At 67.2% G+C, this 13,728-nt stretch carries 12 protein-coding genes; 11 read left to right on the top strand and 1 reads right to left on the bottom strand.

The window, feature by feature from the left end; genetic code table 11:
- The first annotated feature begins 80 nt into the window (after positions 1-80).
- From QXH22_RS12455 to QXH22_RS12410, 10 genes are all read left to right on the top strand, one after another.
- Positions 81-956, top strand: a complete 876-nt coding sequence (locus QXH22_RS12455) for a DUF1707 domain-containing protein (protein WP_306275720.1) — start codon at positions 81-83, stop codon at positions 954-956.
- A gap of 123 nt (positions 957-1,079) precedes the next feature.
- Positions 1,080-1,622 carry a PadR family transcriptional regulator gene (locus QXH22_RS12450; protein WP_306243968.1) on the top strand — a complete coding sequence of 181 codons (543 nt, stop codon included), beginning with the start codon at positions 1,080-1,082 and terminating at the stop codon, positions 1,620-1,622.
- A 57-nt stretch (positions 1,623-1,679) separates the two neighbouring features.
- Positions 1,680-2,783, top strand: a complete 1,104-nt coding sequence (locus QXH22_RS12445) for an inositol-3-phosphate synthase (RefSeq protein ID WP_306243969.1) — start codon at positions 1,680-1,682, stop codon at positions 2,781-2,783.
- A gap of 227 nt (positions 2,784-3,010) precedes the next feature.
- Entirely contained in the window at positions 3,011-3,928 is a 918-nt protein-coding gene (locus tag QXH22_RS12440) for an alpha/beta fold hydrolase (RefSeq protein WP_306275719.1), read from the top strand.
- Between the two features lie 17 nt (positions 3,929-3,945).
- Complete coding sequence (locus tag QXH22_RS12435) at positions 3,946-4,746, top strand: LLM class F420-dependent oxidoreductase (protein ID WP_306275718.1); 801 nt, start codon at positions 3,946-3,948, stop codon at positions 4,744-4,746.
- A 102-nt stretch (positions 4,747-4,848) separates the two neighbouring features.
- Positions 4,849-5,589, top strand: coding sequence for a GntR family transcriptional regulator (locus tag QXH22_RS12430; RefSeq protein ID WP_306275717.1), 741 nt, complete (start codon positions 4,849-4,851; stop codon positions 5,587-5,589).
- 38 nt (positions 5,590-5,627) lie between these two features.
- A complete protein-coding gene (locus tag QXH22_RS12425; RefSeq protein ID WP_306275716.1) occupies positions 5,628-7,412 on the top strand; it encodes an ABC transporter substrate-binding protein/permease in 1,785 nt (594 codons plus the stop codon).
- The gene (locus QXH22_RS12420; protein WP_306243976.1) at positions 7,409-8,149 is read left to right on the top strand and encodes an amino acid ABC transporter ATP-binding protein; all 741 of its coding nucleotides are present in this window, start codon (positions 7,409-7,411) and stop codon (positions 8,147-8,149) included. Before QXH22_RS12425 ends, QXH22_RS12420 begins: the two co-directional genes overlap by 4 nt.
- A gap of 79 nt (positions 8,150-8,228) precedes the next feature.
- Positions 8,229-8,723: a MarR family winged helix-turn-helix transcriptional regulator gene (locus QXH22_RS12415; protein WP_306243977.1), complete on the top strand. Its 495-nt coding sequence runs from the start codon at positions 8,229-8,231 to the stop codon at positions 8,721-8,723.
- A 39-nt stretch (positions 8,724-8,762) separates the two neighbouring features.
- Entirely contained in the window at positions 8,763-9,431 is a 669-nt protein-coding gene (locus tag QXH22_RS12410; protein WP_306243978.1) for an SDR family oxidoreductase, read from the top strand.
- 5 nt (positions 9,432-9,436) lie between these two features.
- Here QXH22_RS12410 and leuS read toward each other — a convergent pair whose 3' ends face one another.
- The gene (gene leuS / locus QXH22_RS12405; protein ID WP_306275715.1) at positions 9,437-12,310 is read right to left on the bottom strand and encodes a leucine--tRNA ligase; all 2,874 of its coding nucleotides are present in this window, start codon (positions 12,308-12,310) and stop codon (positions 9,437-9,439) included.
- A 199-nt stretch (positions 12,311-12,509) separates the two neighbouring features.
- Here leuS and QXH22_RS12400 point away from each other — a divergent pair, with 199 nt between their 5' ends.
- Entirely contained in the window at positions 12,510-13,679 is a 1,170-nt protein-coding gene (locus QXH22_RS12400) for an LpqN/LpqT family lipoprotein (RefSeq protein ID WP_306244544.1), read from the top strand.
- Positions 13,680-13,728 lie beyond the last annotated feature (49 nt).

Here is a 13,728-nt window from a genome sequence, read left to right as displayed (position 1 = left end):
AGGCTGTTGTCGCGCGGGTGCGCAGGTATCCGGTGATCACAGGCTGTGCCGGTCCGAGACCGGACTTCTACGATCATCCCGTGGCGAAATGGTTGAGCGCACCTGCTCGTGGCGGATCGATGACGACACGGGCCAAGGACAGCGACCGTCAGGATGCCTGCACCATTCTCGACAGGGCACTCAACGACGGCGAATTGTCGATGGAGGAGCACCGCGAGCGTGTCAGCGCCGCTACCAACGCCGTCACTCTCGGTGACCTGCAGCATCTGGTGGACGATCTGCAGTCCGCCGAGAGCGAACAGCCTGCGCAGATGCCCAAACTCAAGTTGCAGGCCAGGCGCAGCGGCCTGGGACTGGCCGCGGCGTCGTTCGCGGTAACGGTGCTGCTCGGGATCGGCATCGGGTGGGGCCTGTACGGCAACACCACCTCTCCGCTGGACTTCACCTCCGATCCCGGAGCCAAGTCCGACGGCATTGCGGCGGTGGTGCTGACTCCCCCGAAGCAACTGCAGTCGCTCGGTGGACTGACCGGCCTGCTGGAGCAGACCCGCAAACGCTTCGGCGACACCATGGGCTACCGGCTGCTGGTCTACCCCGACTACGCCTCGATCGACCGCAAGGATCCCACCGACGATCGCCGGGTCTTGGACTACAACTACCGCGGCGGATGGGGTGATCCGACCAGCTCGGCGCGCAACAGCAGCACCGACGTCGCCCTCGTCGACCTGGGCAAGTTCGACGTCAAGACCGTGGTGGGCATTCTGCGCGGGGCACCCGAGACCGTCGGCATCAAACAGCAGGACGTCAAGTCGATCTATCTGATCGTGGAACCGGCCAAAGACCCGACCACGCCCGGCGCGCTGTCGCTGACCATCTACGTCTCCAGCGATTACGGCAGCGGCTACATCGAGCTGGCCGGTGACGGCACGGTCAAGCGCGTCAACTACGTGAGCTGACGCTCGCCAGTGTGACTAACAGCGCATTAACGGGCGGTGCTGTTGTCGCTAATATATCGGAGCGATACTATGACGCGAGACGTCGAATCGTCGTAACAAGCCGCGCAAAAGGGAGGTGAATCGATGCTGGAACTCGCCATTCTGGGGTTGCTGATCGAGTCACCCATGCACGGCTACGAGTTGCGCAAACGGCTGACCGGGCTGCTCGGCGCCTTTCGCGCATTCTCCTACGGGTCGTTGTACCCGGCGTTACGGCGGATGCAGGCCGACGGGCTGATCGCCGAGAACGCGGCTCCCGCGGGCACTCCCGTACGAAGGGCCCGGCGCGTCTACCAGCTGACCGACGAGGGCCGCCGGCGGTTCACCGAACTTGTCGCCGACACCGGTCCGCACAACTACACCGATGACGGCTTCGGAGTGCACCTCGCGTTTTTCAACCGCACTCCGGCGGAGGCGCGCATGCGCATCCTGGAAGGCCGGCGCCGTCAGGTTGAGGAGCGCCGGGAAGGCCTGCGTGAAGCAGTCGCGCGGGCCAGCAGCTCTTTTGATCGCTACACACGTCAGCTGCATCAACTCGGGCTGGAGTCCAGCGAGCGTGAGGTCAAGTGGCTCAACGAGCTCATCGCGGCGGAACGGGCAGCGCCCAATGCCGTGGAACAGACGTAACGAAACCCGAAGAACACCAAGACCACTGAAGTTAACGAAGGTTAGGAGAACGCCCCAATGAGTGAGAACACACAGGCGTCGACCGAAGTACGAGTCGCCATCGTCGGCGTCGGCAACTGCGCGTCCTCGCTGGTTCAGGGCGTCGAGTACTACTACAACGCCGACGACACCTCGTCCGTCCCCGGTCTGATGCACGTCCGGTTCGGCCCGTACCACGTCCGCGACGTCAAGTTCGTCGCCGCCTTCGATGTGGACGCCAAGAAGGTCGGGTTCGACCTCTCCGACGCGATCTACGCCTCGGAGAACAACACCATCAAGATCGCCGACGTGCCGCCCACCAACGTGGTCGTCCAGCGCGGACCCACCCTCGACGGCATCGGCAAGTACTACGCCGACACCATCGAGCTCTCCGACGACGAGCCGGTCGACGTGGTGAAGGTCCTCAAGGACAACAAGGTCGACGTGCTGGTGTCCTACCTGCCGGTGGGCTCTGAGGAGGCCGACAAGTTCTACGCCCAGTGCGCCATCGACGCCGGGGTGGCGTTCGTGAACGCACTTCCGGTGTTCATCGCCTCAGACCCGGTGTGGGCCAAGAAGTTCAAGGATGCCGGCGTGCCGATCATCGGTGACGACATCAAGAGCCAGGTCGGCGCGACGATCACCCACCGCGTGATGGCCAAGCTGTTCGAGGACCGCGGCGTGACCCTGGACCGCACCTACCAGCTCAACGTCGGCGGCAACATGGACTTCAAGAACATGCTCGAGCGCGAGCGCCTTGAGTCCAAGAAGGTCTCCAAGACCCAGGCCGTGACGTCCAACCTCACCGGCTCGCTGGCCGGCAAGGTCGAGGACAAGAACGTCCACATCGGACCGTCGGACCACGTCGCCTGGCTCGACGACCGCAAGTGGGCCTACGTGCGCCTGGAAGGCCGCGCCTTCGGTGACGTGCCGCTGAACCTGGAGTACAAGCTCGAGGTGTGGGACTCGCCGAACTCCGCCGGCATCATCATCGACGCCGTCCGCGCCGCCAAGATCGCCAAGGACCGCGGCATCGGCGGACCGGTGATCCCGGCGTCGGCGTACCTGATGAAGAGCCCGCCGGAGCAGCTGGCCGACGACATCGCGCGGACGCAGCTCGAAGAGTTCATCAACGAGGGCTGAATCGCGGGGTGACTCACCGAGCCTGCAGATTCGCAGGCCGGCACCCCCACTTTTGCTGCAGATTTACAGGGTGGGCGAGCAGGCGCGTGCGCCAGGGGTGACACGCCGCCGAGCCTGCAGATTGGCAGGCCGCCACTCGCACTTTTGCTGCAGATTTGCAGCCTCGACGCACGCTCTTAAGCTAGGTAGCTTCCGCTGGTCAGGCAGAAGTTCGTAGAGTCGGTGGCGTGACCGACGCCGCGCACAACCACCCGAACACCGACGACCTGGCCGGGCTCTCCGAGTTCGACCTGCTGGCCGAAAACGCCGAACAGGCCGGTGTTTCGGGCCCGCTGCCGACAGTCGAGCGGGTAACCGCGGGCGATATCAGCGCACTGCGCTGGGGTGGGTCCGAGCCGCGGGTCGTCTTCCTGCACGGCGGCGGTCAGAACGCGCACACCTGGGACACGGTGATCGTCGGCCTGGGCGAACCCGCGCTCGCGGTGGACCTGCCCGGGCACGGCCATTCCTCCTGGCGGGACGACGGGGACTACTCGCCGCACCACAACGCCGACGCACTCGCGCCGGTCCTGCGGGATCTCGCCCCCGGCGCCGAGTTGCTGGTCGGCATGTCGCTCGGCGGCCTGACGGGTATCCGGCTCGGGGCGCTGGCGCCGGAGCTGATCAACGAACTGGTGCTCATCGACGTGACCCCGTCCGCCCTGCAGCGCCACTCCGAGATGACCAAGGAGCAGCAGGGCACGGTCGCGCTGATGCACGGCGAGCGGGAGTTCCCCAGCTTTCAGGCCATGCTGGACCTGACGATCGCCGCCGCGCCGCACCGTGAGGTGAAGGCATTGCGCCGCGGCGTCTTCCACAACTCGCGCCGGCTGGACAACGGCAACTGGACCTGGCGCTACGACCCCATCCGGGTCTTCCCGGACTTCAGCACGTTGTGGGACGACGTCGACGCGCTGTCCGCACCGGTGACACTCATCCGTGGCGGCTCGTCGGGTTTCGTCAACAACGACGATGTCGACGAACTCAGCAGGCGCGCAACGCATTTCAAGGGCGCGCACGTCGTCGAGAACTCCGGCCACTCGGTGCAGAGTGATCAGCCGCGCGCCCTCATCGATCTCGTGCGCACGGTGATCGACAGGTCCTGACGCCTACGGTGGTGAGTATGACCTCCCCCGTGCTCCCCGACTTTCCCATCCGCATCGGCGTGCAACTGCAGCCCCAGCACGCCCCGCACTACGACCAGATCCGCGATGCCGTCCGGCGTTGCGAAGACATCGGCGTGGACGTCGCGTTCAACTGGGACCATTTCTTCCCGCTTTACGGCGATCCGGACGGGGCCCACTTCGAGTGCTGGACCATGCTCGGAGCCTGGGCTGAGCAGACGTCCCGCATCCAGATCGGCGCCCTGGTGACGTGCAACTCCTACCGCAACCCCGAGTTGCTGGCCGACATGGCCCGCACCGTGGACCACATCTCCGGCGGTCGCCTCATCCTGGGCATCGGCTCCGGCTGGAAGCAGAAGGACTACGACGAGTACGGCTACGAGTTCGGCACCGCGGGCAGCCGACTCGACGACCTGGCGGGCGCGCTCCCGCGCATCAAGTCGCGGCTGGAGCACCTGAACCCGGCGCCGACCCGGGACATCCCGGTCCTGATCGGCGGCGGCGGTGAGCGCAAGACGCTACGACTGGTCGCCGAACACGCCGACATCTGGCACAGTTTCGCTTCCGCCGACGAGTTCCCGGCCAAATCTGCGGTGCTGACCCGCCATTGCGAAGCTGTCGGCCGCGACCCGGCCTCTATCGAACGCAGTGCGTCCGCCGGCCACGGCTCAGAGGTGATCGGTAACGCCGAAGCGCTGGCCGGGCTGGGTGTCACGATGCTGACCGTCGGCTGCGACGGACCCGATTACGACCTTTCGGACGCCGAAGCCCTCTGCCGGTGGCGAGACAGTTCGGCTTAAGCCGCGCTTCATCTGCGAAACGTCTCAACGTACCCGCTCAGTCGTGAGAAACTGGCCGCGCATAGAGGCCGTCGGGTGGCTGAAAAGAGATGTAAGAAACTGATGCCTAAGAAGTATGGGATCAAAGAAAAAGACCAGGTGGTACAGCACCTGCTCAACTTGGTGCTGACCGGTAAGTTGCGCAGCGGCGACCGGGCGGACCGCAATGAGATCGCGCAGGATCTGGGTATCAGTCGGGTGCCCATCCAGGAGGCGCTGGTCCAGCTGGAGCACGACGGCATCGTTTCCACCCGATATCACCGCGGCGCGTTCGTCGAGCGATTCGATGAGTCGACCGTCCTGGAACACCACGAACTCGACGGCCTGCTCAACGGCATCGCCTCCGCACGGGCCGCGGCGAACCCCACACCGCGCATCCTGAGCGAACTCGATGCCCTGATGCGTTCGCTGCGCACCGCCAAGGAGCCACGGAACTTCGCCGAGATCGCCTGGGAGTACCGGCGGGTGGTCAACGACGAGTACGCCGGGCCGCGACTGCACGCCACCATCCGCGCGTCGCAGAACCTCATCCCGCGCGTGTTCTTCATGACCTACCAGCACAGTCGCGACGACATGCTGCCGTTCTACGAAGAAGAGAACGCCGCCATGCACCGGCGCGACCCGGAAGCCGCCCGGGCCGCCTGCATCGGCCGCTCGGAGCTGATGGCCAAGACGATGGTGGCGGAGTTGTGCCGCCGCGGTGTCTTCACGCCACGCGAGGACCGTCCGGATGCCAACGTGGCGGTCCTGCCGGTGCCCCCTGATCCCGACCACACCGCCGAGCGGTCGCCGATGGTGCTCTGAGCGCCGCACCCCGCCGGGCTCTCGATACGGTGGCGGTGATGGGGGCGAAACTGTTCGCGCTGGTGGCGCCGATCCTGATCGTGGCCGGTCTGGCGTGCGCGGCGCCCGCACTCGCGGACCGCAATCAGTGCGCACCGCCGGGAGTGGAGAGCGCCACCGTCCTGCCCGATGACCTGACGTCGTCTCGTGCCGGGGCTGACTCCCCCGACGACACCGACACCACCCCGTCCGTCGTGCCGCTGAGTTCCGTGGATCCCGCGTCCCTGGGCCTGGGTACGCCCGGCACCCTGGTGGCGGGCACGCTCTCTGACGCCCCGCCCAGCACCTGCATCAACGCCACGGGCCGTTTCACCGGCTTCGACAATGAGCTGCTGCGCGCCATCGCCGGCAAGCTGGGCCTGCAGGTGCGGTTCGTCGGGACCGATTTCTCCGGGCTGTTGGCCCAGGTGGCATCGCGGCGCTTCGACGTGGGCTCGTCATCGGTCAAAGCGACCGACGCGCGGCGGCACACGGTCGCCTTCACCAATGGTTACGACTTCGGCTTCTACTCCCTGGTGGTGCCGCCGGGTTCGGCGATCAAGAAGTTCACCGACCTGGCGGCCGGGCAGCGTATCGGAGTAGTTCAGGGCACGGTCGAAGAGACCTACGTCGTGGACACCCTGCACCTGCAGCCGGTGAAGTACCCGGACTTCGCGACCGTCTACGCCAGCTTGAAGACCCACCAGATCGACGCGTGGGTGGCGCCGGCCAACCAAGCGTCCACCGCGGTCCGGCCGGGTGATCCGGCGATGATCGTCGCCAACACCTTCGGGACTGACGACTTCGTCGCCTATGCGGTCGCCAAGGACAATCAGCCGTTGGTCGATGCCCTGAACTCCGGGCTGGACGCCGTGATCGCGGACGGCACCTGGGACGACCTGTACAGCAAGTGGGTGCCCCGCACCCTGCCCCCGGGCTGGAAGCCCGGATCGAAAGCGGCCGCGGTGCCCAAGCTGCCCGATTTCGCCGCGATCGCCGCCGCGCACCACCGCAAACCGATGCAGGCGGCGGCACCCAAGTCGACGCTGGAGCAGCTGCGCGATTCTTTCCTCGACTGGGACATGTACCGGCAGGCCATCCCCACCCTGCTGACCACCGGCCTGCCCAACACCCTGATTTTGACCGGCAGCGCCGGCGTCATCGGCTTGGCCATCGGCATGGCCCTGGCCGTCGCCGGTATCTCCCACAAACGCTGGTTGCGCTGGCCGGCCCGGGTCTACACCGACGTCTTTCGCGGGCTGCCCGAGGTGGTGATCATCCTGATCATCGGTCTGGGAGTAGGTCCGGTGGTGGGCGGGCTGACCGACAACAACCCCTACCCGCTCGGGATCGTCGCCCTGGGCCTGATGGCCGGGGCCTATGTGGGAGAGATTCTGCGTTCCGGGATCCAGAGCGTCGACCCCGGCCAGCTGGAGGCGTCCCGCGCGCTGGGCTTCAGCTACTCGGCGGCGATGCGGCTGGTGGTGGTGCCGCAAGGGGTGCGACGGGTGCTGCCGGCCTTGGTCAACCAATTCATCGCCCTGCTCAAGGCCTCGGCGCTGGTGTACTTCCTGGGATTGATCGCCAACCAGCGTGAGCTGTTCCAGGTGGGCCGCGATCTCAACGCGCAAACCGGCAACCTGTCACCGCTGGTCGCGGCGGGCATCTGCTACCTGATTCTGACGGTGCCACTCACCCATTTGGTGAATCACATCGACGCCCGGCTGCGCCGGGGCCGGGCCAGACTCGAGCCCGAGGATCCTCCGGAAGTCGTCACCTCGACCATCGGTACGGAGATGACGTGACCGTCCCCCGCGCCACGGTTTCCCTGTCCGCCAGGGATATTCATCAGACTCTCGGTGGTAATGCGGTGTTGCGCGGAGTGAGCCTCGAGGTGCCTGCGGGTACCACCACCGCCGTGATCGGACCGTCGGGTTCCGGCAAATCGACGCTGCTGCGGGTCCTGAACCGGTTGCACGAGCCCGACAGCGGCGACATCCTGCTGGACGGCAGATCGGTGCTTCGTGACGACCCCAACGAGCTGCGCCAGCGCATCGGCATGGTGTTCCAGCACTTCAACCTCTTCCCGCACCGCAGCGTGCTGGAAAACGTCGCGCTGGCACCGCGCAAGCTGCGCCGGCTGCCCGCCGACGCCGCCCGGGAGCTGGCCCTGCACCACTTGGACCGGGTCGGACTCAAAGGCAAGGCCGGGGCCCGTCCCGGCACCCTGTCCGGCGGTCAGCAACAGCGGGTGGCGATCGCGCGCGCACTGGCCATGGCGCCGCAGGTGATGTTCTTCGACGAGGCCACCTCGGCGCTGGATCCCGAGATGGTCAAGGGCGTTCTGGAACTCATCGCCGATCTCGGGGCCGACGGGATGACGATGGTGGTGGTCACCCATGAAATGGGCTTCGCGCGCTCGGCCTCCGATGCCGTCGTCTTTATGGACCACGGCAAAGTCGTCGAGTCCGGGACGCCGGGGCGGATATTCGACGCCGCCGAGACCGAGCGGCTGCAGCGGTTTCTGTCGCAGGTGCTGTGACCCGGCGTTTTCTCGGAGAGGCACGCCCGCGTAGCGCATTCTCTCCGACTGCGGGCATGGCGGGTTAGACTGCCGATTTATGGCGGACAGCGAACCCACAGCCCCGGAGGTGTCGGAGCTGGCGGAAGGTTTGCACCGTTCCCTGTCCAAGCTGTCCACGATTCTGCGCCGCGGCGATCCGACCAATACCGCGGTAGCCGGAGAGTTGACGCTGGCCCAGCTCTCGATCCTGATCACCCTGCTCGATCGGGGTCCGATCAGAATGACGGACCTGGCCGCGCACGAGCGGGTTCGCACCCCGACCACCACGGTCGCGATTCGCCGGCTGGAAAAGATCGGGCTGGTGAAGCGTTCGCGCGACCCGTCGGACCTGCGTGCGGTGCTGGTCGACATCACGCCGCAAGGCCGCGCGGTGCACAACGAGTCGCTGGCCAACCGGCACGCCGCGCTGGCGGCGATGCTCAGCCAACTGCCCAAGTCAGACCTGGACATTCTGCTGGAGGCCTCGGCTCCCCTGGCCCGGCTCGCCAGCGGCGAAGCCGCCGCCCCCGCGGCTGCCCCGGACGAGGCGTGAAAGTGTTTGTTACCCATGATGATTGGTAACTCCTGAACCATGCCGACCGCACTCATCACCGGTGCCAGTGGCGGCATCGGCGCCGCCATCGCGACGGCGCTGGCCCCGACTCACACGCTGCTGCTGGCCGGCCGGCCGTCGGCGCGGCTGGACACCGTCGCTGAACGCCTGGGCGCCACCACGTTTCCGCTGGACCTGACCGACACCGATTCGATCGAAGCCAGTTGCGAGGTGATCGACGAACTCGACGTATTGGTGCACAATGCCGGGGTTTCCATCCCCGGACGGGTCGAGGAGTCCCATGTCGACGAATGGCGGGCCACCTTCAGCGTCAATGTCTTTGGCGCCGTGGCCCTTACGCTGACCCTGTTGCCGGCGTTACGCCAGGCCCGCGGCCGGGTGGTGTTCATCAACTCCGGATCGGGGCGCAACGTGTCGCCGGGCATGGCCTCCTACTCGGCCAGCAAGTTCGCGCTGCGCGCCTTCGCGGATTCGTTGCGCGCCGACGAGCCCGCACTGCTCGTGACATCGGTGCACCCGGGCCGGGTGGACACGGACATGCAGCGCGAGCTGGTGGCCTATGAGGGCGGCCAGTACGACCCGTCGAAGTTCCTTCGCCCCGAGACCGTCGCCGGGGTGGTGGCGAACGTGGTGGCCACGCCCCGGGACGGTCACGTGCACGAAGTGGTGATCCGTCCGCGCGGCTGAACCGGTCAGACGACCAGGTTCACCATCCGGCCGGGCACCACGATCACCTTGCGTGGCGTAGCCCCGGCAAGGAACGCCTGCACCTTCTCGTCCGCCAGCGCCGCGGCCTGCACCGCGTCCTTGGCCGCATCAGCGGCCACCACCACCCGGCCGCGCACCTTGCCGTTCACCTGCACCGGGTATTCCACCGTGTCGTCCACCAGGTAGGCGGGGTCGGCCACCGGGAAGGGGCCGTGCGCCAGCGACGTGGTGTGGCCCAGCCGCAGCCACAGTTCTTCGGCCATGTGCGGGGCCAGCGGTGCCAACATCAGCACCAGCGGCTCCACCGCGGCGCGCGGTACCCCGTCGCGGTACTGCTTGGTGAGATGGTTGGTGTATTCGATCAGCTTGGCGGCGGCGGTGTTATTGCGCAGTGCCACATAGTCTTCCGACACACCGGCAATGGTGCGATGCAGCGCGCGCAGTGTCTCGGCGGGCAGCTCGGTGTCGGCCACCCGGATCTCGCCGGTCTCCTCGTCGATCACCAGCCGCCACACCCGTTGCAGGAAGCGATGCGCACCGACGACATCCTTGGTGGCCCATGGCCGCGACGCGTCCAACGGCCCCATCGACATCTCGTAGACCCGCAAGGTGTCGGCACCGTAGTCGTCACAGATCTCATCCGGTGAGATCGAATTCTTCAGGCTCTTACCGATTTTGCCGAATTCCTGGAAGACCTCGATCTCGCCGTCCGGTCCCGGGTAGACGAAGCCGCCGTCGCGCTCGATCACCTCCTCGGCTGGCACATACGATCCGCGCGCGTCGGTGTAGGCGAAGGCCTGGATGTAGCCCTGGTTGACCAGCCTGCGGTACGGCTCCCGGGAACTGACGTGGCCGAGGTCGTACAGAACCTTGTGCCAGAAGCGGCAATACAACAGGTGCAGGACCGCGTGTTCGGCGCCACCGACGTACATGTCGACGCCGCCCGGGTCGTCCGGCCCGTGTTCGGCCGGCCGCGGACCCATCCAGTATGCCTCGTTCTCCTTGGCGCAGAACCGCTCCGAGTTGTGCGGGTCCGTATATCGCAGCTCGTACCACGAGCTGCCGGCCCATTGCGGCATCACATTGGTGTCGCGGGTGTAGGGCTTGGGGCCGTCGCCGAGATCCAATTCGACGTTCACCCAGTCGGTGGCTTTCGCCAACGGCGGTGACGGCTCGCTGTCGGCGTCGTCGGGATCGAACGACACCGGTGAATAGTCGGGCACGTCGGGCAGCTCCACCGGCAATGCGGCTTCGTCGAGTGCGTGGGCGCGCCCGTCGGCGTCGTAGACGATCGGGAACGGCTCACCCCAGTACCGCTGGCGTGCGAAAAGCCAGTCGCGCAGCTTGAATTGGATGCGGGCCTGACCCCGCCCCTCAGCCTGCAGCCGCTCGGTGATGGCTTGTTTGGCGTCGGCGACGCTCTTGCCGTCGAGGAACCCGGAGTTCACCAAAACACCGTCACCGGAATGGGCGGCCTGTGAAATGTCGCCGCCGGCAATGACTTCGACGATCGGCAAGCCGAACTGGTGGGCGAAGTCCCAGTCGCGCTGGTCGTGCCCCGGCACGGCCATGATCGCCCCGGTACCGTAACCGGCCAGCACGTAGTCGGCGATGAAGATCGGCACCTGCTCGCCGTTGGCCGGGTTGGTGGCATAGCTGCCCAGGAAGACTCCGGTCTTCTCCTTGCTTTCCTGACGCTCGAGGTCCGACTTGGCCGCGATGGCACGCCGGTAGGCGGCCACCGCCTCGGCGGGGGTGGCAGCGCCGTAGGTCCAGGCCGCCTGTACCCCATCGGGCCAGCCGGCGGCGACCACGTCGTCGACCAGCTCATGCTCGGGTGCCAGTACCAGGTAGGTGGCGCCGAACAGGGTGTCGGGCCGGGTGGTGAAAACCTCGATGTCGGTGGCGGTACCGTCGGCTTTCGTCGTGCCGAACAACGCCGTGGCGCCCGTCGAGCGCCCGATCCAGTTGCGTTGCATGGTCTTGACCTGCTCCGGCCAGTCCAGGCTGTCCAGGTCGTCGAGCAACCGGTCGGAGTAGGCGGTGATCCGCATCATCCACTGCCGCAACCGCTTCCGGAACACCGGGAAGTTGCCGCGGTCGCTGCGTCCGTCGGCGGTGACCTCTTCGTTGGCGAGCACGGTCCCCAAACCCGGGCACCAGTTCACCATCGAGTCGGCGAGGTATACCAGCCGGTACCCGTCGACCACATCGGCCCGCTCCCCCGCCGACAGCTCCGCCCACTGCCTCCCGTCATCGAGAAGCCTTGCACCGGAGTCGAACTCGTCGATCAGCTCGGCTATGGGGCGGGCCTTGTTGGCGGCGGTGTCGAACCAGGCGTTGTAGATCTGCAGGAAGATCCACTGCGTCCACTTGTAGAAGTCCACATCCGTGGTGGAGAAGCTGCGGCGGCTGTCGTGGCCGAGGCCCAGCCGGCCCAGCTGCCGCCGGAAGTTGACGACGTTGGCCTCGGTGCGGGTGCGCGGGTGGGTGCCGGTTTGCACCGCATACTGCTCGGCAGGCAGACCGAATGCATCGAAGCCCAACGCGTGCAACACGTTACGGCCGGTCATCCGGTAATAGCGGGCGTAGACGTCGGTGGCGATGTAACCCAGCGGGTGGCCGACGTGCAGCCCCTCCCCCGACGGGTAGGGGAACATGTCCTGCACGAACAACTTGTCGTCGGGAACGCTCGAACCGTCCGCGGGCGCCAGCGAGCCGACCGGGTTGGGCACGTTGAACGTCCCCAGCTGAGCCCAGTTGTCCTGCCAGGTGCGTTCCAGCCCGGCCGCGAGCTCGGCGGTGTAGCGGTACCGCGGCGCGTCCGCGTCGGGTCCGGCGGTCGGCGATTCTGTCACGCCCAACAGGGTATAAGGGCCGGTCCGGAAGCGGCCGCGCCGAGGCCGTCGGGCACGGGTTGGTATCGGTTCCGTTGCGCAGCGATCAGAGGTTCATCCCAGCTCTATTTCGAGCATGGTCGGCACCGCTGAGCAGCGGTTACATTCGGCCTCGATGGTGGGCAGTGACGCCCCGGCTATTGCGGAGGGACCGATCGAGATGAAGCAGATCGCGCGCAGCTGGCGAGCACTCGTGGGTGGCGTGGCCGTCGGTGTCGTCGGCGTCGTGATGATCACGGGTGGTACCGCATCGGCGGAACCCCTGGTCCCCCAGCCCTCGCTGCCCGGACCGGTACCCATGCAGCCGGCGACCACGCCGGGGCAGAGCTCCGGGGTGTTCCCGGGGGGTGTCAACCGGTTCGCGCCCGCGCCCGCGCAGGCTCCGGCCCAGCTGCCCCTGCCGATGCAAATGCCGGCGCCGGCCGTCGCCCCCGTTCCGGCGGTAGCCGCGCCCGTTCCGGCGGCGGCCGCGCCCGTTCCCGCGGTGGCACCGGCGGCTGTTCCGGCCACCGCGCCGGCGCCCGCCGCCGCCGCTCCGCAGCCCCCGGCGGTCACTCCGGCCACCACGGGCACGCTGCGCGAATACCTGGAAGGCAAGGGCGTCAAGCTCGAGGCGCAACGCCCGCTGGGCTTCAAGGCACTCGACATCACGGTGCCGATGCCGCCACGCTGGACCCAGGTGCCCGACCCGAACGTGCCCGACGCGTTCGTGGTGATCGCCGACCGCGTCGGTGGCAACAGCGTGTACACGTCGAATGCGCAGGTCGTGGTGTACAAGCTGATCGGTGACTTCGACGCCACCGAGGCGATCAGCCACGGCTTCGTGGACAGTCAGCGCCTGCTCGCATGGCAGACCACAAACGCGTCGCTGACCAGCCTCGGCAGCTTCCCGTCCTCGGTCATCGAAGGCACCTACCGCGAGAACGACATGACACTGAACACCTCACGGCGTCATGTGCTGGCCAATTCCGGATCGGACAAGTACCTGGTTTCACTGTCGGTGACCACGGCCGCGTCCCAGGCCGTCAGCGACGCCCCCGCCACCGACGCCATCGTCAGCGGCTTCCGGGTGGCGACACCCGGGGTGGGCGGTCAGGCACCGGCGCCGGCCGGGGCGGGAGCCGCCGCCACTCCTCCCGCACCCCAGTCGCCCGCCCGACCGGCTGCCCCCGCCGCGCCGGCCGCCCCCGCTGCTCCGGCTGGCCCTGCCCTTGCTGCTCCGGCTGCCCCCGCTCCCGCTGCGCCGGCTGCCCCGCGGACGGCTCCGGCTCCCCGCCAGGCACCCGTCGAGCCGCCCCTGGTCACCTTGACGCCGGCACCGGCGCACTAGCTACCTGTGGAGCCCGGCGCGCGGAACGATCGGCGGGCTCGTATGGTTA

The sequence above is a fragment of the Mycobacterium sp. TY814 genome, assembly GCF_030755175.1.
Classification (GTDB): Bacteria; Actinomycetota; Actinomycetes; order Mycobacteriales; family Mycobacteriaceae; genus Mycobacterium.
Note: the sequence above shows the minus strand (reverse complement) of the source record. Positions and strands in the feature narration are given on the sequence as shown.

What these genes read in the sequence shown, in the direction of transcription:
- QXH22_RS12450 (WP_306243968.1), top strand. Translation starts at nt 1,080, where the DNA reads ATGCTGGAACTCGCCATTCTGGGGTTGCTGATCGAGTCACCCATGCAC.
- QXH22_RS12445 (WP_306243969.1), top strand. Translation starts at nt 1,680, where the DNA reads ATGAGTGAGAACACACAGGCGTCGACCGAAGTACGAGTCGCCATCGTC.
- QXH22_RS12435 (WP_306275718.1), top strand. Translation starts at nt 3,946, where the DNA reads ATGACCTCCCCCGTGCTCCCCGACTTTCCCATCCGCATCGGCGTGCAA.
- QXH22_RS12430 (WP_306275717.1), top strand. Translation starts at nt 4,849, where the DNA reads ATGCCTAAGAAGTATGGGATCAAAGAAAAAGACCAGGTGGTACAGCAC.
- QXH22_RS12425 (WP_306275716.1), top strand. Translation starts at nt 5,628, where the DNA reads ATGGGGGCGAAACTGTTCGCGCTGGTGGCGCCGATCCTGATCGTGGCC.
- QXH22_RS12415 (WP_306243977.1), top strand. Translation starts at nt 8,229, where the DNA reads ATGGCGGACAGCGAACCCACAGCCCCGGAGGTGTCGGAGCTGGCGGAA.
- QXH22_RS12410 (WP_306243978.1), top strand. Translation starts at nt 8,763, where the DNA reads ATGCCGACCGCACTCATCACCGGTGCCAGTGGCGGCATCGGCGCCGCC.
- QXH22_RS12400 (WP_306244544.1), top strand. Translation starts at nt 12,510, where the DNA reads ATGAAGCAGATCGCGCGCAGCTGGCGAGCACTCGTGGGTGGCGTGGCC.